The organism is Pseudomonas sp. S35 (assembly GCF_009866765.1).
In the GTDB taxonomy this organism is placed as follows: domain Bacteria; phylum Pseudomonadota; class Gammaproteobacteria; order Pseudomonadales; family Pseudomonadaceae; genus Aquipseudomonas.
Genome location: NZ_CP019431.1, coordinates 1,860,437 through 1,879,889 on the forward strand (window position 1 = coordinate 1,860,437; position 19,453 = coordinate 1,879,889).

General features: G+C 60.8%; 16 protein-coding genes. 8 read left to right on the forward strand and 8 right to left on the reverse strand.

Going from position 1 to position 19,453, the window contains the following annotated elements:
- Positions 1–51: 51 nt before the first annotated feature.
- Positions 52–1,242, reverse strand: a complete 1,191-nt coding sequence (locus PspS35_RS08370; RefSeq protein WP_159933529.1) for an anthrax toxin-like adenylyl cyclase domain-containing protein — start codon at positions 1,240–1,242, stop codon at positions 52–54.
- 305 nt (positions 1,243–1,547) lie between these two features.
- Here PspS35_RS08370 and PspS35_RS08375 point away from each other — a divergent pair, with 305 nt between their 5' ends.
- Positions 1,548–2,171, forward strand: a complete 624-nt coding sequence (locus tag PspS35_RS08375; RefSeq protein ID WP_159933530.1) for an HAD family phosphatase — start codon at positions 1,548–1,550, stop codon at positions 2,169–2,171.
- On the opposite strand, the gene PspS35_RS08380 is transcribed toward PspS35_RS08375, so the two are convergent.
- A complete protein-coding gene (locus PspS35_RS08380) occupies positions 2,168–3,073 on the reverse strand; it encodes a LysR family transcriptional regulator (RefSeq protein ID WP_159933531.1) in 906 nt (301 codons plus the stop codon). The genes PspS35_RS08375 and PspS35_RS08380 overlap by 4 nt on opposite strands.
- Before the next feature lie 96 nt (positions 3,074–3,169).
- Between PspS35_RS08380 and PspS35_RS08385 the strand changes: the two genes are divergently transcribed.
- Entirely contained in the window at positions 3,170–4,348 is a 1,179-nt protein-coding gene (locus tag PspS35_RS08385) for an aspartate aminotransferase family protein (protein WP_159933532.1), read from the forward strand.
- Here the strand turns inward: PspS35_RS08385 and punR are convergent.
- Complete coding sequence (punR, locus tag PspS35_RS08390) at positions 4,320–5,243, reverse strand: DNA-binding transcriptional activator PunR (RefSeq protein WP_159933533.1); 924 nt, start codon at positions 5,241–5,243, stop codon at positions 4,320–4,322. The genes PspS35_RS08385 and punR overlap by 29 nt on opposite strands.
- A gap of 122 nt (positions 5,244–5,365) precedes the next feature.
- Between punR and punC the strand changes: the two genes are divergently transcribed.
- Positions 5,366–6,544, forward strand: coding sequence for a purine nucleoside transporter PunC (gene punC / locus PspS35_RS08395; protein ID WP_159933534.1), 1,179 nt, complete (start codon positions 5,366–5,368; stop codon positions 6,542–6,544).
- Here the strand turns inward: punC and PspS35_RS08400 are convergent.
- Positions 6,541–7,374 carry a nucleoside-binding protein gene (locus tag PspS35_RS08400; RefSeq protein WP_159933535.1) on the reverse strand — a complete coding sequence of 278 codons (834 nt, stop codon included), beginning with the start codon at positions 7,372–7,374 and terminating at the stop codon, positions 6,541–6,543. The two genes, punC and PspS35_RS08400, sit on opposite strands and share 4 nt — an antisense overlap.
- Positions 7,375–7,532: 158 nt before the next feature.
- On the opposite strand from PspS35_RS08400, the gene PspS35_RS08405 reads away from it, so the two are divergent.
- Positions 7,533–9,035: a nucleobase:cation symporter-2 family protein gene (locus tag PspS35_RS08405; RefSeq protein WP_159933536.1), complete on the forward strand. Its 1,503-nt coding sequence runs from the start codon at positions 7,533–7,535 to the stop codon at positions 9,033–9,035.
- Between the two features lie 60 nt (positions 9,036–9,095).
- Here PspS35_RS08405 and PspS35_RS08410 read toward each other — a convergent pair whose 3' ends face one another.
- The 4 genes from PspS35_RS08410 to PspS35_RS08425 all read right to left on the reverse strand — a co-directional run bounded on the left by PspS35_RS08410 (position 9,096) and on the right by PspS35_RS08425 (position 12,794).
- A complete protein-coding gene (locus PspS35_RS08410; RefSeq protein ID WP_159933537.1) occupies positions 9,096–9,836 on the reverse strand; it encodes a YciK family oxidoreductase in 741 nt (246 codons plus the stop codon).
- A gap of 187 nt (positions 9,837–10,023) precedes the next feature.
- Positions 10,024–10,695 (reverse strand): N-acetylmuramic acid 6-phosphate phosphatase MupP, encoded by a 672-nt coding sequence (gene mupP / locus PspS35_RS08415; protein WP_159933538.1) that lies wholly within the window; start codon positions 10,693–10,695, stop codon positions 10,024–10,026.
- A 4-nt stretch (positions 10,696–10,699) separates the two neighbouring features.
- Positions 10,700–11,398 carry a bifunctional 2-polyprenyl-6-hydroxyphenol methylase/3-demethylubiquinol 3-O-methyltransferase UbiG gene (ubiG, locus tag PspS35_RS08420; RefSeq protein ID WP_122305469.1) on the reverse strand — a complete coding sequence of 233 codons (699 nt, stop codon included), beginning with the start codon at positions 11,396–11,398 and terminating at the stop codon, positions 10,700–10,702.
- A gap of 64 nt (positions 11,399–11,462) precedes the next feature.
- The gene (locus PspS35_RS08425; RefSeq protein ID WP_159933539.1) at positions 11,463–12,794 is read right to left on the reverse strand and encodes a TRZ/ATZ family hydrolase; all 1,332 of its coding nucleotides are present in this window, start codon (positions 12,792–12,794) and stop codon (positions 11,463–11,465) included.
- Between the two features lie 109 nt (positions 12,795–12,903).
- Between PspS35_RS08425 and mtnA the strand changes: the two genes are divergently transcribed.
- The 4 genes from mtnA (at position 12,904) to pheA (ending at position 19,445) form a co-directional block, all read left to right on the forward strand.
- Entirely contained in the window at positions 12,904–13,974 is a 1,071-nt protein-coding gene (mtnA, locus tag PspS35_RS08430) for an S-methyl-5-thioribose-1-phosphate isomerase (protein ID WP_159933540.1), read from the forward strand.
- A 423-nt stretch (positions 13,975–14,397) separates the two neighbouring features.
- Positions 14,398–17,052 (forward strand): DNA gyrase subunit A, encoded by a 2,655-nt coding sequence (gene gyrA, locus PspS35_RS08435; RefSeq protein WP_159933541.1) that lies wholly within the window; start codon positions 14,398–14,400, stop codon positions 17,050–17,052.
- Positions 17,053–17,265: 213 nt separating this feature from the next.
- Positions 17,266–18,351 carry a 3-phosphoserine/phosphohydroxythreonine transaminase gene (serC, locus tag PspS35_RS08440; protein WP_159933542.1) on the forward strand — a complete coding sequence of 362 codons (1,086 nt, stop codon included), beginning with the start codon at positions 17,266–17,268 and terminating at the stop codon, positions 18,349–18,351.
- Positions 18,351–19,445 (forward strand): prephenate dehydratase, encoded by a 1,095-nt coding sequence (pheA, locus tag PspS35_RS08445; protein WP_003172650.1) that lies wholly within the window; start codon positions 18,351–18,353, stop codon positions 19,443–19,445. The genes serC and pheA overlap by 1 nt, the downstream gene beginning before the upstream one ends.
- The last annotated feature ends 8 nt before the right edge of the window (positions 19,446–19,453 follow it).

The following is a 19,453-nucleotide window of genomic DNA, read 5'->3' on the forward strand; positions in this document are numbered from 1 at the left end:
ACAACGGCCCAGGTAGCGGGATTGCCAGGCCGTTGTTTTCCCGACGCTGATTCAGGCGAGGCGGCTTTTCGCCCGAAGAAAGTCAGACCGCCTGATCCCGACCACTTCTTTCTCCCAGAGTGGATTCAATGGCACGTGATAGCCGCTGTCTTTGGCGGTCTTTATCAGTTCTGCCATTTCCCTACTGTTGGCGATGATACTGATGACATCGAACCTGCCTAACTTTGCGGGCAGGAAAAAAGTTGCCGGGTAGTTAGTGGCGACGTCTGTCGCCGGGCTGCCTGAGTCCGCATTGTGGTGGACCACCCGCTCACCCCCGCCAACCAGTTTCTGATTGATGAGTTCTATCATCTGCTCTATTCGCGGCGTGGCATTGCCGAGATAAGGGTCTTCTTTCTGGTAGAAGCGCTCAGCGTTTTCAAAGTCAGCTCTCAGCTCTTTTGGAACCTGCGTGTAGCGATTGATCCGATCCCTGAAGACACTGTGGGCGACATCGGGCACAGGCAGCTTATCCTGCGGGCCAAAGTCACTCAGGTGAGGAGCGACCATGTGCAGGTCGTAATCTGCCGTCAATGGCTTGCCGCCTGGCTGTTTAGCAAGTACTCCGAGTGGCTCGCCCTGATGAGAGATGAGGTAGTTGTCGCTGGACGGCGATGTACGATGACCTTCGAATTCATAGCGCTGCTCACTGGGGCCGCGGGCACTCAGGTGCACTGTGCCGTTGGGTCCTTGAGGCGTCGGTTGAGTTATCTGGCCCAGCTTTACCAATTCATCAAGGCGTTGGCCGGAGAGGGTCAGAGGCGTTGCTATCGCATGGCCATCGTGGATACAGGCCTGGATTTGCTTATTGGCGCTGGCCACTTTAGCCGGTGTTTTTTCAGCAAACTGTTCAAGTTTGCTGAACGTCTGGTTCGTACAGATCAGGCCTGCCTGCGGCCCCCAGTTGGCGCTTTTCCCTTTGATATGGAAGTCCTTGGTAGGGTGTCCGGCTTCTATCAGCCCTGTCGCCACGGATTCAACCGGGCGTATTCCGATGATGGAATTGGTCGCAACCGCTATTTTTTGCAAGGGCGCAAGGTGGCTCGGTAGTATCCCCGTCTGCTCCTTTACCGTTTCAAGTAGCGCGCTCATCGGATCATTCGTGCCTGGAGGGGGGGCGTCAGATGAGGCGGGGTGAATGCGTTGCAGTGCGTCCAGGCTGAACGCGGAAGGCGAGGCGATGGAGGAAATCATACTGGTCATTACAGTATCTCCAGTCATGTTCACAGCTAAGTTGGATGATTCCCTCCCGTCCCACATCCCTTGATGTCTCTCGCTGGACACTAGACGGAGCGCGCTATCCAAAGTAGAAAAAGTCTGTGACTACCTTTGTAGTGCACAACTCCCTCCAGGCACCGTGAGGCACTGACTACCAGCCGGGGCGGCTGTTTTCTGCTGAGCGGAGGGTGTGAATTCTCAGAGCTTTCCTACGTGCGCTTACTTGCTGCAGTAGGCCAGGTACATGCCAGACTTGCCTGACCAACGCGTTGCATACACGGGAGCAAGCTATGGCAATTCGTGCAGTAGTGTTTGATTTTGGTGGTGTGTTGTTTGATTGGAACCCGCAGCACCTGTACCGCAAGCTGATTGCCGACGAACACGAGCGGCAATGGTTCCTCGATACCATCTGTACGCAGGCCTGGAACACTGAGCAGGATGCCGGTCGGCCGCTGGCCGAAGCCACGCAGGTGCTGACCGATCAATTCCCGCACCATAAAGCCTTGATCACGGCGTACTACGAGCGTTGGCACGAGATGCTTCGTGGCCCGCTGCCTGAAGGGGTGGCGATTCTCAAGGCGCTGGATGCGGCCAACATGCCGTTATTCGGGCTCACCAACTGGTCGGCCGAAACCTTTCCCTATGCCCAGGCCAACTATCCATTCCTAAGGTGTTTTCGCGACATAGTGGTGTCTGGCGAATTGAAGCTGATCAAGCCCAATCCGGCGATCTACGACGCCAGCCTCAGGCAGGTTCGTGCCTATTTGCCCGATATCAAGCCAGGGGAAGTCGTGTTTATCGACGATGTTGCCGACAATGTCGACGCTGCCGTCTCGCTCGGCTGGCGAGGCATTCACCATGTGTCGGCTGAACACACGGCGGCTCGGCTGCGTGAGTTGGGCGTGGGCTTCTAACGCGCCCACTTCTCCATGGCGAAGTCGACAAAGGCGCGCAGCTTTGGCAGGCGATAACGGTCCTGGCCGTACAACAAGTGCATGGGGCGGCTAGGCAGTTGGTAGGTGGTCAGCAATGCCACCAGCTTGCCGGTCTGCAGGTCGGGTTGCACCAGGGCGTCGGGCAGCATGACGATGCCCATGCCTTGCACAGCAGCTTGGCGCAAGGCTTGGGAGCTGTTGATGGTCAGCGAGCCGAATACCGGGATTTCCACTTCGCCGTCTGCACCGGTCATGCGCCAGAGCTTATCGGCATTACGCCAGTCGTCGGTGGACGGATAGGCGAAGGCCAGGCAGTCGTGCTGTTGCAGGTCTTCGGGCTTGGAGGGCGTGCCGCGTCGCGCAAGGTAGTCCGGTGAGGCGCAGAGGGTGATGGTGTAGTCCTGCATGGGGCGGGCGATGAGGCTCGACGGCTCCAGGTCACCCAGGCGGATCGCCACGTCAAAGCCACTGTCGACCATGTCCATGCGCTGGTTGCTGAGCACTACGTACAGTTTGATCTGCGGGTAGCGCTGGGAGAACTCGCTCAAGGCCGGCGCCAGGCGTTCGGTGCCGAAGGCGGGCGGGGCGGTGATGCGCAGGGTGCCTTTGGGAACTTCACTGTGGGCTTGTTCAGCCCATTGCTCGGAGTCAGCCACCAGCCCCAGCACTTCCAGACAACGTTGGTAATACTGGCCACCGAACTCCGTCAGGCTCTGTTTGCGCGTGGTGCGCTTGAGCAGGCTGACGCCCAGGCGTTGCTCCAAAGCGCGCAGGTGGTTGCCGACCATGGTGGTCGACATTGCGCAGGTGTTGGCGGCTGCGGTCATGCTGCCGGTCTCAACCACTTTTACGTACACCGACATCGCCTGGAACAGGTCCATTATCAATCCCTGATTTAAAGTCATTGCAGGAAAGTGCAGTTTATCCAGCTGAGGTGGTTAACGATACTTCCATCACCCCAATTGGAGTCCGCCACCATGACCGCCGCCTGCCTGATGACCACTTACCAACCCTTGGCCCTGAGCTTCACCCGTGGCCTGGGCACGCGCCTGTGGGATCAACAGGGGCGTGAATACCTGGACGCGGTGGCGGGCGTGGCGGTGACCAATGTCGGCCACTCCCACCCGAAGCTAGTGACGGCTATCAGCGAGCAAGCCGGTCTGCTGTTGCACACCTCCAATCTCTACAGCATCGACTGGCAGCAGCGTCTGGCCCAACGGCTGAGCCAGTTGTCCGGCCTGGACCGCGCTTTTTTCAACAACTCCGGTGCCGAAGCCAACGAGACGGCATTGAAGCTGGCACGGTTGCATGGCTGGAAAAAGGGCATCGAACAGCCGTTGGTGGTGGTGATGGAAAACGCTTTCCATGGCCGCACCCTCGGGACCATGGCCGCCAGTGATGGGCCCTCGGTGCGCCTTGGTTTTCAACGCTTGCCGGGGGATTTTCTTAAAGTCGGGTTCGGTGATCTGGCGGCCATTGAAGCGATTACCCAGGCGTTTGGTGCACGTATCGCCGCGGTTTTGCTGGAGCCGATCCAAGGCGAAAGTGGTGTGCTGCCAGCGCCGCCGGGTTATCTGCACGCCTTGCGTGACCACTGCACGCGTCACGGTTGGCTGATGATGCTCGATGAAGTCCAGACTGGCATCGGTCGTACCGGTGCCTGGTTTGCGTTCCAGCACGAAGGGATCGTGCCGGACGTGATGACCCTGGCCAAAGGCCTTGGCAACGGTGTGCCCATTGGCGCCTGCCTGGCAAGGGCGGCCGTTGCCCAGTTGTTCACGCCAGGCAGCCACGGCAGCACCTTCGGTGGCAACCCGCTGGCCTGTCGGGTGGGTTGCACCGTGCTGGAGATTATCGAAGAGCAAGGCCTGTTGCAGAACGCCGCGCAACAAGGCGAGCGCTTGCTGGCGCGGTTACGGATGGAATTGGAAGAGCACCCGCAGGTACTGGCGATTCGCGGGCAGGGCTTGATGATTGGCATCGAACTGGCCAGCCCCTATCGCGACCTGGCCCAGCGCGCCGCCCAGGAGCATGGGCTGCTGATCAACGTGACGCGGGGCAAGGTCATTCGCCTGTTGCCACCGCTGACCCTGGAGGCCAAGGAGGTCGAGATGATCGTGCGGGCCATTACCCGGCTGTTGGATCAGGGCCGTTGAGCCATTCCTGGTTCATTGTGTCCTTGTCGCCCAGGTACTCCAGCAACCACGCCATTGCCGGGGACAGCTTGTTCTGTGCCCAGGCCACGCACGATGGGCTGGCGGGGAAGGGGCGGCTCAATTGCAGCGCCACCAGTTCGCCGCGTTCGATCCACGGCAACACCTGATGCGCCGGGGCCATGCCAACGCACAGGCCATCGCGCAGGCAATCGATGGCGGACGCCCAGTTCGGTACGACCAGGCGGCGTTGGTTATCCAGGGTCCAGGTGTCGCGCTTGGGCAGGTTGCGGGAAGTGTCGGTCATGCACAGCGAGGCGAACGGGCGCAGTTGGTCATCGCTGAGCAGGCCTTGCACCGCCGCCAATGGGTGCCTGGCGCTGACCACGCACAGCCAGTTCAACAGGCCCATGTCGCGAAAAGTGAAACGACTGGCCACCGGCACCGCGCTGGTGGCACCGATCACGATGTCGGTGCGCTCATCGGCCAGGGCATCCCATACGCCGTTGTACACCTCGTACTCCAGCAATAACTCCACCTCGGGGAACTGTCGATAAAAGTCCAATACCAATTGCCGGCAGCGCTGGGGTTTGACGATGGAGTCCACCGCCACCTTCAACTGGCCGCTCCAGCCATTGGCGACTTGCTGGCACAAGCGCCGCGTGCCGAGCATTTTTTTCATCACGCCACGGGCTTCGTCGATAAACAGGCGGCCGGCGGGGGTCAGTTCTACGTCGCGATGGCGCCGTATAAACAATGGCACCGCCAGCCACTCTTCGATCTGGCGCACCGTGTAGCTGATGGCCGACGGTACGCGGTGCAATTCCTGGGCGGCGGCGCTGAAGCTGCCATGGCGCGCCACGGCATCGACTACATCCAGGGAGTATTCAGACCACATGCAGGCTGCCTTCAAAAAAATTGATAAGAGTGTCCAATTATTATCGCTTCACACAAAATCTGTCAGCTTCATAATGGGCGCCAGTCAGCAAATAGTTTGATGGCAGGATCAACAAGGCTTCAATGAAAAATTCTTTTGGTTTCACTTGGTATCTGGCGGGGCTGAGCATGCTCGGTTATCTCGCAATGGACATGTACTTGCCGGCGTTCGGCGTCATGGGCGAGCAGCTGCAGATTGGCGCGGGTGCGGTGGGCGCCAGCTTGAGTGTTTTCCTCGCTGGCTTTGCGCTGGGCCAGTTGCTGTGGGGGCCGTTATCCGACCGCCTGGGGCGCAAGCCGATTCTGTTGGCGGGTTTGAGTTTGTTCGTGCTGGGCTGCGCAGGAATGTTCTGGGTCGAGACCGCTGCGCAGCTGTTGGGCCTGCGCTTTATGCAGGCGATTGGTGTGTGTTGCGCTGCGGTTAGTTGGCAGGCGTTGGTGATCGACCGTTACCCGGCCGACAAGGCCCACCGTGTATTTGCCAGCATCATGCCGCTGATGTCGCTGTCACCCGCGCTGGCGCCCCTGTTGGGCGCGATGGTGCTCAATCACTTTGGCTGGCAGGCGATCTTCGGCGTGTTGCTGGGGGTATCGCTGCTGTTGCTGCTGCCGACGCTATGCCTGCGCAGCGTGCCGAAGCGGCAGACAGAAGCGCCGGCGCGCCTCGGTTACGCGCAGTTGCTCACGTCCCGTGTGTTCACCGGCAACGTGATGATTTTTGCGGCCTGCTCAGCCAGTTTCTTCGCCTGGCTGACCGCCTCGCCGTTCATCCTTGGCGATATGGGCTACAGCCCGAATGACATCGGCCTGAGCTATGTACTACCGACCTTGGCGTTTCTGGTGGGCGGCTACAGTTGCCGCAGTGCCTTGCAGCGTTTGCAGGGCAAGACGCTGCTGCCCTGGTTGCTGGTGGTCTATTGCATCAGCATGCTGGCGCTGTACTTGGTCGCGACCTTGACCGTGCCGACCCTCACCACCTTGTTGATTCCGTTCTGCCTGATGGCGTTGGTCAACGGTGCGAGTTACCCAATCGTAGTGGCGAATGCACTGATGCCGTTTGCGGAAAACTCCGGCAAGGCCGCGGCGCTGCAAAACACCCTGCAATTGGGCCTGTGCTTTCTCAGCAGCCTGCTGGTGTCTTCGATGATCGAGCAACCGCTGCTGATTACCGTGATCGTGATGTTGGCGACCGCGCCACTCGCTGTCTTGGGTTACTGGCTGGCGCGGCCGAAAGCGGACGACTCCGAGTTGGCCACTGCCTAGAACGTCACTTCCATGTTCACCGTCGGCGTCGACGTGCGGCTGCCCCGGCCGCCGTCCACGCCGAACTTGTTGTGCCAGTATTCGTAACCCACCCCCAGGTACAGGTTCGGCTTGACGCTTTTGCCCGGCCTTACCGCCACCATCAACGCCGTGCGCATCAAGGCTTCTGGGGCGGTGTCACGGCCATGGTAGTCCTCGCCTTTTTCCCCGACGTAATTGATAAACCCCTGAAATTTCGCCGCATGGTTGGCGATCTCGAAGGGGCGCATCCAGGTCAGGTTGAGCATGTAGGTGTCGTCGAAGGTGTGATTTGACTCCTGCGCGCCGGGGATGCCGGTGTGATTCTTTTCCTTGTAGTACATCAGGCTCAGGTCCAGCACGCCCACGGTGTTGAACTTCAAGGTCGGGCCAATCACCAGCGCGCGCTTTTTGGCCGAGGCGAAGTTGTTGTTGCGGTTGGCGTCAAAGCCCAGGGTCAGCGCGTAATCCTTGACCAGCCCCGTGCCCAACGGCCTATCGAAGACGCGCGATGCATACAACTGATGCCGGTACACGGCATACACCTCGCTGCCGCCATGATCAGTGCCCTTGCGCGGGTCGCGGCTGTCGGACAGGAACACATCCAGGTTGAGGAAATTGCTGCCGTACTGGTAGCCACTGGCGTGGGTGAAGCTATAGATGCGCTTGCTGAATTCGTCGGGGTTATTCGGGTTGGTGAACTGCTGGCCGTAGCGAAAGCCTACGCTGTTGTTCATCCATTCCACCGCAACGGCCTCGCCGCCGCCGAGGAGGGTGAGTGCAACGGTGGCGCCTTGTAATGCCTTTTTCATGGTGCAGGTCCTTTGGCGTTCTGGCTCATCACGGCCGGATTGTTTTTGTAACGCCGGTGGAGGGTATCTTGTTCGATTGATTGTATACAACTCTATGGACATCTAGTCCTAACATTGCATACAGTGGCCTCACAACAAAAACAGAGAACCCCCTCACCATGACTATCCCGAAGGCGTCACCGCAGCGGCCAGAAGATGAGAATCTCGGCGTCGCCGCCAACATGGCTTACGGCCTGCAGCATGTGCTCACCATGTACGGCGGCATCGTCGCGGTACCCTTGATCGTCGGCCAGGCGGCCGGGTTGTCACCGGCGGATATCGGCCTGTTGATTGCTGCGTCACTGTTCGCCGGTGGCCTGGCAACCTTGTTGCAAACCCTTGGCTTGCCGTTCTTTGGCTGTCAGTTACCGCTGGTGCAGGGCGTGTCGTTTGCCGGTGTGGCCACCATGGTGGCGATTGTCGGCAGTGATGGCGCAGGCGGGGTGCCGGCGATTCTCGGGGCGGTGATGGCCGCGTCGTTTATCGGGCTGCTGATCACGCCCGTGTTCTCGCGGATCACAAAATTTTTCCCGCCGTTGGTGACCGGTATTGTGATCACCACGATCGGCCTGACCCTGATGCCTGTTGCAGCACGCTGGGCGATGGGTGGTAACAGTCGCGCGGCAGATTTCGGCAGCATGTCCAATATTGGCCTGGCGGCGTTGACCCTGGTGTTGGTATTGCTGTTGAGCAAGATTGGCAGCGCGACCATCTCACGCTTGTCCATCCTGCTGGCGATGGTCATCGGCACCGTCATCGCCGTGTTCCTCGGCATGGCCGACTTTTCGGGCGTGACTCAGGGCCCGATGTTCGGTTTCCCTACGCCTTTCCATTTCGGCATGCCGACGTTCCATATCGCCGCGATCATTTCGATGTGCATCGTGGTGATGGTGACGTTGGTGGAAACCTCGGCCGACATCCTGGCGGTGGGCGAAATCATCGACACCAAGGTCGACTCCAAACGCTTGGGTAATGGCCTGCGCGCCGACATGCTGTCGAGCATGTTCGCGCCGATTTTCGGCTCGTTCACCCAGAGCGCGTTTGCCCAGAACGTCGGCCTGGTAGCGGTGACCGGTGTGAAAAGTCGCTTCGTGGTCGCCACCGGTGGCCTGTTCCTGGTGATCCTCGGCCTGCTGCCGTTTATGGGGCGGGTGATCGCGGCCGTACCGACCTCGGTGCTCGGCGGTGCCGGGATTGTGCTGTTTGGCACGGTGGCGGCCAGTGGTATCCGCACGCTGTCGAAGGTGGATTACCGCAACAACATGAACCTGATCATCGTGGCCACCTCCATCGGTTTCGGCATGATCCCCATCGCCGCGCCGAGTTTCTATGACCACTTCCCTAGCTGGTTTGCGACGATTTTCCACTCGGGCATCAGTTCGTCGGCGATCATGGCGATCCTGTTGAACCTGGCGTTCAACCACTTCACTGCCGGTAACTCGGACCAGCAATCGGTGTTTGTGGCGGGGACTGAGCGCAGCCTGTGCTTCCATGACGTGGCGGCGCTGCGCGACGGGGATTACTTCCGGGGCGGCAAGTTGTTCGATGCCGACGGTAAGGAGATTCCGTTGGTGGCCGAGGTGTCGAGGAAAGCCACAACGCCTGAAGCCACGCAGGCCTGAATGTGGGGAGGGGGCCACGCTCCCTCCCATTTTGCGGGGTGGTGTGTCGGCAGGGCTCGCTTATTGCGCGTCGAATGCCTGCCCATTTATCCCGGTGCTGTCCGGCCCCATCAGGTACAGGTACACCGGCATGATTTCTTCTGGCGTCGGGTTGTCCATTGGGTTTTCAGCCGGATACGCCTGAGCCCGCATGCTGGTACGCGTAGCGCCTGGGTTGATGCTGTTGGCCCGCACCGGCGCAACCGTGTCCAGTTCGTCGGCCAGTGTCTGCATCAAGCCTTCAGTGGCAAACTTCGACACGCCATAAGCCCCCCAATACGCCCGGCCCTTGCGCCCGACACTGCTGGAGGTGAACACCAACGACGCGTCCGGGGACAGCTTGAGCAGCGGCAGCAGGGTGCTGGTGAGCATGAACATCGCGTTGACGTTGATGTGCATCACCCGCATGAAGTTCTCGCCAGACAACTGCTCGATGGGCGTGCGTGGGCCGATGATCGAGGCGTTGTGCAGCAGGCCGTCGAGGTGGCCGAATGCCTTTTCGATCATCGCTGCCAGCTCATCGTATTGATGGGGCAGGGCGGTCTCCAGGTTGAACGGAATCACCACTGGCTGCGGATGGCCGGCTGCTTCGATCTCGTCGTACACCTGGGCCAGGTTGGCTTCGGTCTTGCCCAGCAGCAATACGGTGGCGCCGTGGGCGGCATACGTCTTTGCCGCCGCTGCGCCAATCCCGCGACCGGCACCGGTTACAAGGATCACGCGGCCTTTGAGCAGTTCTGGGCGTGCGCAGTAATCAAACATAAATAGCCTCGACAGAATTCAGCGGGTTACAAACACCCATCTTGAGCGCAGTGAAGATCCAAATGTGGGAGGGGGCTTGCCCCTGATTGCAGTGTGTCAGTCCCTGCATTTATTGACTGGCCCGCCGCTATCGGGGCAAGCCCCCTCCCACATGGGTTTTTCATGAGTCAGCAAAACCGGCGAACAGTCAGCAACTGCACAGTGCGTTATCCAGCACCTTGCGCAGTTCCAGCGGGTGATCCACCACCACGTCCGCGCCCCAGTGGCGTGGGTTGTCGTCCGGGTGGATGTAGCCATAGGTGACCGCCGCCGTGCGCGTGCCGGCATCGCGACCAGACTCGATATCGCGCAGGTCATCGCCCACGAACAACACGCTGGCCGGGTCCAGGCCGAGCATCTTGCACGCCAGGATCATCGGCTCCGGGTCTGGCTTGCTGTTTTTCACGTGGTCCGGGCAGATCAGCAGGGCCGAGCGCTCGGCCAGGCCCAGTTGCAGCATGATCGGTTCGGCGAAACGCAGTGGCTTGTTGGTGACCACGCCCCAGACCAGCTTGGCCTTCTCGATGTCTGCCAGCAGTTCAGCCATGCCGTCGAACAGCTTGCTGTGAACCGCGCAGTCCTTCAGGTAGCGCTCCAGGAATTCCTGGCGCAATTGCTCGAAGCCCGGCGACTCCGGGTCCATCGAGAAGGTCACGGCGACCATCGCCCGCGCACCGCCGGAGATTTCATCGCGGATGTGTTGGGGATTGATCGGCGCCAGGCCACGGTCGGCGCGCATGGCCTGGCAGATGGCGATAAAGTCCGGCGCGGTGTCCAGCAGGGTACCGTCCATGTCGAAGAGAACCGCTCGCAACTTCACAGGCTTACTCCTCGCGCAGGGTCTGGATCATGTAATTGACGTCTACGTCACTGGCCAACTTGTAGTGCTTGGTCAGCGGGTTGTAGGTCAGGCCGATGATGTCCTTGACGGTCAGCCCGGCCTGGCGGCTCCACGCGCCCAGCTCGGACGGGCGGATGAATTTCTTGAAGTCATGGGTGCCACGTGGCAACAGCTTCATGATGTATTCGGCGCCGATGATCGCGAACAGGTAGGCCTTGGGGTTGCGGTTGATGGTGGAGAAGAACACCTGGCCGCCGGGCTTGACCATGCGAAAGCAGGCGCGGATGACCGAGGAAGGGTCCGGCACGTGCTCAAGCATCTCAAGGCAGGTGACCACATCGAATTGCTCGGGCATTTCTTCTGCCAGGTCTTCGGCGGTGATCTGGCGGTATTCCACGCTCACGCCGGACTCCAACTGGTGCAGTTGGGCTACGGCCAGCGGTGCTTCGCCCATGTCGATGCCCATCACCGTGGCGCCGCGCTGGGCCATGGCTTCGCTGAGGATACCGCCGCCGCAACCGACGTCCAGCACCTTCTTGCCGGCCAGGTTGACGCGCTCGTCAATCCAGTTGACCCGCAGCGGGTTGATGTCGTGCAGGGGCTTGAACTCGCTTTCGCGGTCCCACCAGCGGTGAGCCAAGGCTTCGAACTTGGCGATTTCGGCGTGGTCGACGTTGCTCATGGTGAATCCTCTAAATCTGATAAATCGGTGTGTCAGTCCTGAACACGCGGGTTCAGGGCCAGCGTTATTCGTTGTGCCCGCTGATGCGTTGGCCCCAGGCAATGGCCGTGGCGGTCAACTGGCGTTCATCCATGCGGGTCAATTGCCGGTCATCGAGCAACTGCTTGCCGGCGACCCAAAGGTGTTTCACGCAATCGCGTCCGGTGGCATATATAAGCTGTGAGACCGGATCGTAGATCGGTTGTTGCGCCAGCCCCGACAGGTCGAACGCGACGATATCCGCCGCCTTGCCTACTTCCAGGGAGCCAATCTCGCTTTCCAGCCCCATGGCCCGCGCACCGTTGAGCGTAGCCATGCGCAGTGCACGGTGCGCGTCCAGGGCGGTGGCCGAGCCGGCGACGGCCTTGGCCAGCATCGCCGCTGTCCGGGTTTCGCCCAACAGGTCGAGGTCATTGTTGCTGGCGGCACCGTCGGTGCCGATGGCCACATTGACCCCAGCCTGCCACAGACGCTCCACCGGGCAAAAGCCGCTGGCCAGTTTCAGGTTCGATTCCGGGCAATGGACGACGCTGGTGTTGCTTTCTACCAGCAAAGCCAGGTCGTCCTCGCTGATTTGGGTCATATGAACGGCCTGGAAGCGCGGCCCCAGCAGCCCAAGGCGACCCAGGCGCGCCAGCGGGCGCTCGCCGGTCTGCTCGACGGCTTGCTGCACCTCGAAGGCGGTTTCGTGCACATGCATATGGATCGCGGCGTCCAGCTCTTCGGCGATCACGCGGATCTTTTCCAGGTTGTCATCGCACACGGTGTACGGTGCGTGGGGGCCGAAGGTGATCTTGATGCGTGGGTGGTGCTTGAGGTCGCCGAACAGTTCGATGCCCTGGCGAATCGCCTCATCGGCCGTGCTGGCGCCGGGGATCGGGAAGTCGAGGATCGGAATCGCGATCTGCGCGCGCATGCCGCTGTTGTGCACGCAGTCGCTGGCAACCTTGGGGTAGAAGTACATGTCGGAGAAGCAAGTGATGCCGCCCTTGAGCTGCTCGGCGATCGCCAGGTCGGTACCGTCGCGTACGAAGGTTTCATCGACCCATTTGGCCTCGGCGGGCCAGATGTGCTTTTCCAGCCAGGTCATTAGCGGCAGGTCATCGGCCAGGCCGCGAAACAGGCTCATCGCCGCATGCCCGTGGGCGTTGATCAGGCCGGGGCTGAGCAACATGCCCGGCAGCTCGCGCACCTCGGTGGCCGCCAGCTTCAACGCCGCTGCCCGTGGGCCGATAAAAGCAATGCGTCCGTCGCGGATGCCCAGGCCATGTGCTTTAAGCACCACGCCAGCAGGTTCGACCGGTACCAGCCAGGTTGGCAGCAACAGCAGGTCGAGCGGGGCGGCAGTGGAGGTCATCGCGGGCTTCTTCCCAGGCAGCTATAAAAGAAGCGCGAAGTATACCCGAGCGTCCCGGCTGGCGGATCGCTATAATCGGCCGCTTTTGTTCATGAGTGCGGAGTAAGGGATGCGCGATCGACTGTTGGCTGCGGAGAAAGTAAAGGCCATCGATTGGCGCGACGGCACGCTGCATCTGCTCGATCAGCGTGCCTTGCCGTCCCGGGAACGCTGGGTGGCCTGCTCCACGGCGGATGAAGTGGCCGCAGCCATTCGCGCGATGGTCGTGCGTGGTGCCCCCGCCATCGGCATCAGTGCGGCTTATGGTCTGGTGCTTTCCGCCCGTGAACGCATCGCCGAAGGCGGCGACTGGCAGGCTGCGTGGGAAGAAGACTACGCACTGCTGGCCGATACCCGCCCGACTGCATCGAACCTGTTTTGGGCCCTCAAGCGCATGCGCGACCGCCTGGACCGTGTCAAGAAGCACGCCGATCCGCTGGCGGTGCTGGAAGCCGAGGCCATCGCGATCCATGAAAGTGATCGAGAGGCCAACCTCGTCATGGCTCAGTTGGGCGTCGAGCGGATTCGCAAGCACCAAGGCAACGCCCAGGCGATCCTCACCCACGGCAACGCCGGCGCCTTGGCGACAGGCGGTGTTGGTACCGCCCTTGGGGTGGTTCGCGGCGCCTTCCTGGAGGGGCTGATCGAGCATGTCTATGTCAATGAAACCCGGCCCTGGCTGCAAGGTTCGCGTTTGACGGCCTGGGAGCTGGCAGGCGAGGGCATCGCGGTGACGGTGAATGCCGACTCGGCGGGCGCGCATATCCTCAAGACCAAGGGCGTGACCTGGGTGATCGTCGGCGCCGATTGCATCGCGGCCAATGGTGATGTGATCAGTACCATCGGCACGTACCAGTTGGCGGTGTGTGCCATGCACCATGGCGTGCGCTTTATGGTGGTGGCGCCGAGTTCAACCCTGGATCTGATGATGGCGACTGGCGATGATGTCGCCCTGGAAGAGCGGGATGCCGGCGAGCTGCTGGAGGTCATGGGGCAGCGCTTGGAGGTCAATGCGTTTAATCCGGTATTTGATGTGACTCCGGCCGACCTGATTGATGTGATTGTGACCGAGAAGGGCGTGGTTGAGCGGCCGGATACGGCGAAATTGGCCAAGTTGATGTGCCGTAAGCGGCTGCATTGAGGGGCGTTGTGCCAGTGAAATGGCTATCGGGGGCAAGCCCCCTCCCACATTTTGTCGGTGTTCACACTTCAAGTGTGGGAGGGGCATGCCCCCGATTGGCCTTTAAAGTCAACAAAACCCTCGGATCCGATCTCAAAAAATGGCACCACCGCGCCTCTGAGCCCCTCTCGTCTCCCTCACGCCTGTCATCCGTCAAATTACTAGCCTCCATGCGCATCAGGGGGATAGGTGCGTGGCGGCGATTGTGATAACATCCGGCGGTTTCCAGGGTCGCCCCGAGGGGTGGCCTATAACGTGCAGATCCGTGTCATAACTCGTTGATTTGTCGTAAGTCGTTGCCAGGCACTCTGTCGGCAGCGGCGAGCTTCGTTCGTCCCATATGGATGTGACGAGGTTTCACCCGAAAAAGGAATCAGGCTTCTCATGGGCGAACTGGCCAAAGAAATCCTCCCGGTCAATATCGAAGACGAGCTGAAACAGTCCTACCTCGACTACGCGATGAGCGTAATTGTCGGTCGGGCACTGCCTGATGCGCGCGATGGCTTGAAGCCCGTGCACCGGCGTGTGCTGTTCGCGATGAGCGAGCTGGGTAACGACTGGAACAAGCCGTACAAGAAATCTGCCCGTGTTGTCGGTGACGTGATCGGTAAGTATCACCCTCACGGCGACACTGCGGTGTACGACACCATCGTTCGGATGGCCCAGCCGTTTTCCCTGCGCTACCTGCTGGTAGATGGCCAGGGCAACTTCGGTTCGGTCGACGGCGACAACGCCGCGGCCATGCGATACACCGAAGTGCGCATGACCAAGCTGGCGCACGAGCTGCTGGCCGACCTGCATAAAGAAACCGTGGACTGGGTGCCGAACTACGACGGCACCGAAATGATCCCGGCCGTCATGCCCACCCGTATTCCCAACCTGCTGGTCAACGGTTCCAGCGGTATCGCCGTGGGCATGGCCACCAACATCCCGCCGCACAACCTCGGCGAAGTCATCGACGGTTGCCTGGCCCTCATCGACAACCCTGAGCTGACCGTCGATGAGCTGATGCAATACATCCCCGGCCCGGACTTCCCGACTGCCGCGATCATCAACGGCCGCGCCGGCATCATCGAAGCCTACCGCACCGGTCGTGGCCGCATTTACATGCGCGCCCGCTCGATGATCGAAGACATCGACAAGGTCGGTGGCCGCCAGCAGATCGTCATCACCGAACTGCCGTACCAGTTGAACAAGGCGCGTCTGATCGAGAAGATCGCCGAGCTGGTCAAAGAGAAGAAGCTCGAAGGCATCACCGAGCTGCGCGACGAGTCCGACAAAGACGGCATGCGCGTGGTGATCGAGCTGCGTCGTGGCGAAGTGCCTGAGGTTATCCTCAACAACCTCTACGCCCAGACCCAGCTGCAAAGCGTGTTTGGTATCAACGTGGTTGCCCTGATCGACGGCCGCCCGCGCATCCTGAACCTCAAGGACCTGCTGGAAGCCTTCGTGCGTCACCGCCGCGAAGTGGTCACCCGCCGTACCGTGTTCGAACTGCGCAAGGCCCGCGAGCGCGGCCACATCCTGGAAGGTCAGGCTGTAGCGCTGTCGAACATCGACCCGGTCATCGCCCTGATCAAGGCTTCGCCGACGCCGTCGGAAGCCAAGGAAGCACTGATCAAGATGCCGTGGGAATCCAGCGCCGTCGTGGCGATGGTTGAGCGTGCCGGCGCCGATTCGTGCCGCCCGGAGACCCTGGACCCGCAATACGGTCTGCGCGACGGCAAGTATTTCCTGTCGCCGGAACAGGCCCAGGCCATCCTGGAACTGCGCCTGCACCGCCTGACCGGCCTGGAGCACGAGAAGCTGCTGGCCGAGTACCAGGAGATCCTCAACCAGATCGGCGAGCTGATCCGCATCCTCAACAGCGCCGTGCGCCTGATGGAAGTAATCCGCGAAGAACTGGAAGTGATCCGCGCCGAATACGGCGATGTGCGCCGCACCGAGATCCTCGATGCCCGCCTCGACCTGACCCTGGGTGACATGATCCCGGAAGAAGAGCGCGTGGTGACCATCTCCCACGGTGGCTATGCCAAGACCCAGCCATTGGCTGCGTACCAGGCCCAGCGCCGTGGTGGCAAAGGTAAGTCGGCTACCGGCGTGAAGGATGAGGACTACATCGCTCACCTGCTGGTCGCCAACAGCCACACCACGCTGTTGCTGTTCTCCAGCAAGGGCAAGGTGTACTGGCTCAAAACCTACGAGATCCCGGAAGCCTCCCGTGCCGCCCGTGGTCGTCCGCTGGTCAACCTGCTGCCGCTGGACAGTGATGAATACATCACCACCATGCTGCCGGTCGAGGAATACACCGAAGGTCACTTCATCTTCATGGCCACCGCCAAAGGCACCGTGAAGAAGACCCCGCTGGAATCCTTCAGTCGCCAGCGCAGCGTGGGCTTGATCGCCCTGGAGCTGGACGAAGGCGACGTACTGATCAGCGCGGCCATCACCGATGGCGAGCGTGAAGTCATGCTGTTCTCCGACGGCGGCAAAGTGACGCGCTTCAAGGAATCCGACGTTCGCGCAATGGGCCGTACTGCCCGCGGTGTACGCGGCATGCGTCTGCCAGAAGGGCAGAAGCTGATTTCGATGCTGATCCCTGAAGAAGGCAGCCAGATCCTCACCGCTTCGGCGCGTGGTTATGGCAAGCGCACCGCCATCAGCGAGTTCCCGGAGTACAAGCGTGGCGGGCAGGGCGTGATCGCCATGGTCAGCAACGACCGCAACGGCCGTCTGGTCGGCGCGGTGCAGGTGCTCGACGGCGAGGAGATCATGCTGATTTCCGACCAGGGCACCCTGGTACGTACCCGTGTGGCTGAAGTGTCGAGCCTGGGTCGTAACACCCAGGGCGTGACGCTGATCAAGCTGGCCAGCGATGAGACGCTGGTGGGCCTGGAGCGTGTTCAGGAGCCATCGGAAGTCGAAGGCGAAGAGCTGGAAGGCGAAGTGTTTGAAGGCGAGGTGATCGCAGCAGGCGATGACAACGTCGACGAGCCAACCCTCGACGCTGCCGCAGACGAAGAAGAACCGCAGGAATAAGCGGACACAAAGGGGGCGGATGAAGATTCGCCCCCTTGTTGTTTGTCCCCTTTGAAACATGTGGGAGTTGGCTTGCCTGCGATGGCATCACCGCGGTGTCACTGAAGAACCGAGGCGCCTGTATCGCAGGCAAGCCAGTTCCCACAAGGGTCCGCTCCAGTAGAGAGCGTTGCCGAACATGATTGCAGTCCCACCAGATCAGAGAGATTGGATGTGAGCAAGAGAGCCTATAACTTCTGTGCCGGTCCCGCGGCGCTTCCTGAAGCAGTCCTGCAGCGCGCGCAGGGTGAACTCCTCGACTGGCATGGAAAAGGCCTCTCCGTGATGGAAATGAGCCATCGTAGCGATGAGTTCGTGTCCATAGCCACCAAGGCCGAGCAGGACCTGCGCGACTTGCTGGACATCCCGTCCGATTACAAAGTGCTGTTCCTGCAAGGCGGCGCCAGCCAGCAGTTCGCCCAGATCCCGTTGAACCTGCTGCCGGAAGATGGCACGGCCGACTATATCGACACCGGTATCTGGGGGCAGAAGGCCATTGAAGAGGCCTCGCGCTACGGTCACGTCAATGTGGCCGGTACCGCCAAGCCCTACGATTACTTCGCAATTCCCGGTCAGAACGAGTGGAAGCTGTCGAAGGATGCTGCCTACGTACACTACGTGCAGAACGAAACCATCGGCGGCCTGGAATTCGACTGGGTGCCGGAAGTCGGCGACGTGCCATTGGTGTGTGACATGTCCTCGGACATCCTCTCGCGGCCTATCGATGTGTCCAGGTACGGCATGATCTACGCCGGTGCGCAGAAGAACATCGGCCCGAGCGGCATCCTGGTCAACATCATCCGTGAAGACCTGCTGGGTCGTGCCCGCTCGCTGTGCCCGACCATGCTCAACTACAAGGTCGCGGCCGATAACGGCTCGATGTACAACACCCCACCGGCGTTCGCCTGGTATCTGTCCGGCCTGGTCTTTGAGTGGCTGAAAGAGCAAGGCGGCGTCGCCGCCATGGGCAAGCTCAACGAAGAGAAGAAGCGCACCCTGTACGACTTCATCGACGCCAGCGGCCTGTACAGCAACCCGATCAACCTCAGCGACCGTTCGTGGATGAACGTGCCGTTCCGCTTGGCCGACGACCGTCTGGACAAGCCATTCCTGGCCGGTGCCGACGCGCGCGGCCTGTTGAACCTCAAGGGTCACCGCTCGGTGGGTGGCATGCGCGCCTCCATCTACAACGCTGTCGACATCCACGCGATCAACGCGCTGGTTGCCTACATGGCAGAGTTCGAAAAGGAACACGGCTAATGTCTGAACAAGAGCTCAAGGCCCTGCGCGTGCGCATTGACAGCCTGGACGAGAAAGTCCTGGAGCTGATCAGCGAGCGCGCGCGGTGCGCCCAGGAAGTGGCACGGGTGAAGATGGCGTCCCTGGCTGAAGGCGAAGTGCCGGTATTCTATCGTCCCGAGCGTGAAGCCCAGGTGCTCAAGCGCGTGATGGAGCGCAACAAGGGCCCGTTGGGCAACGAAGAGATGGCGCGGTTGTTCCGTGAAATCATGTCCTCGTGCCTGGCGCTGGAGCAGCCGCTGAAGGTGGCTTACCTCGGGCCTGAAGGCACATTTACCCAGGCGGCGGCCATGAAGCACTTCGGCCACGCCGTGATCAGCAAGCCGATGGCGGCAATCGACGAAGTGTTCCGTGAAGTGGCGGCCGGTGCGGTGAATTTTGGCGTGGTGCCGGTGGAAAACTCCACCGAAGGCGCGGTCAACCACACCCTGGACAGCTTCCTTGAGCACGACATGGTGATCTGCGGTGAGGTCGAGCTGCGTATCCACCACCACCTGCTGGTGGGCGAGAACACCAAGACCGACAGCATCAGCCGCATCTACTCCCACGCCCAGTCCCTGGCCCAGTGCCGCAAGTGGCTGGACGCCCATTACCCGAATGTCGAGCGCGTGGCAGTGTCCAGCAACGCCGAGGCCGCCAAACGGGTCAAGGGTGAGTGGAATTCGGCGGCGATTGCCGGCGATATGGCCGCGGGCCTGTACGGCCTGACGCGCCTGGCCGAGAAAATCGAGGACCGTCCGGACAATTCCACGCGCTTCCTGATGATCGGCAGCCAGGAAGTGCCGCCGACCGGCGACGACAAGACCTCGATCATCGTTTCCATGAGCAACAAGCCCGGCGCGCTGCATGAACTGCTGGTGCCGTTCCATGACAACGGGATTGACCTGACGCGCATCGAGACTCGTCCTTCGCGCAGCGGTAAATGGACCTACGTGTTCTTTATCGACTTCATCGGCCATCACCGCGACCCGCTGGTCAAGGGCGTGCTGGAGAAGATCAGTCAGGAAGCCGTGGCACTCAAGGTGCTGGGCTCTTACCCGAAAGCGGTTTTGTGAGGCGTTAA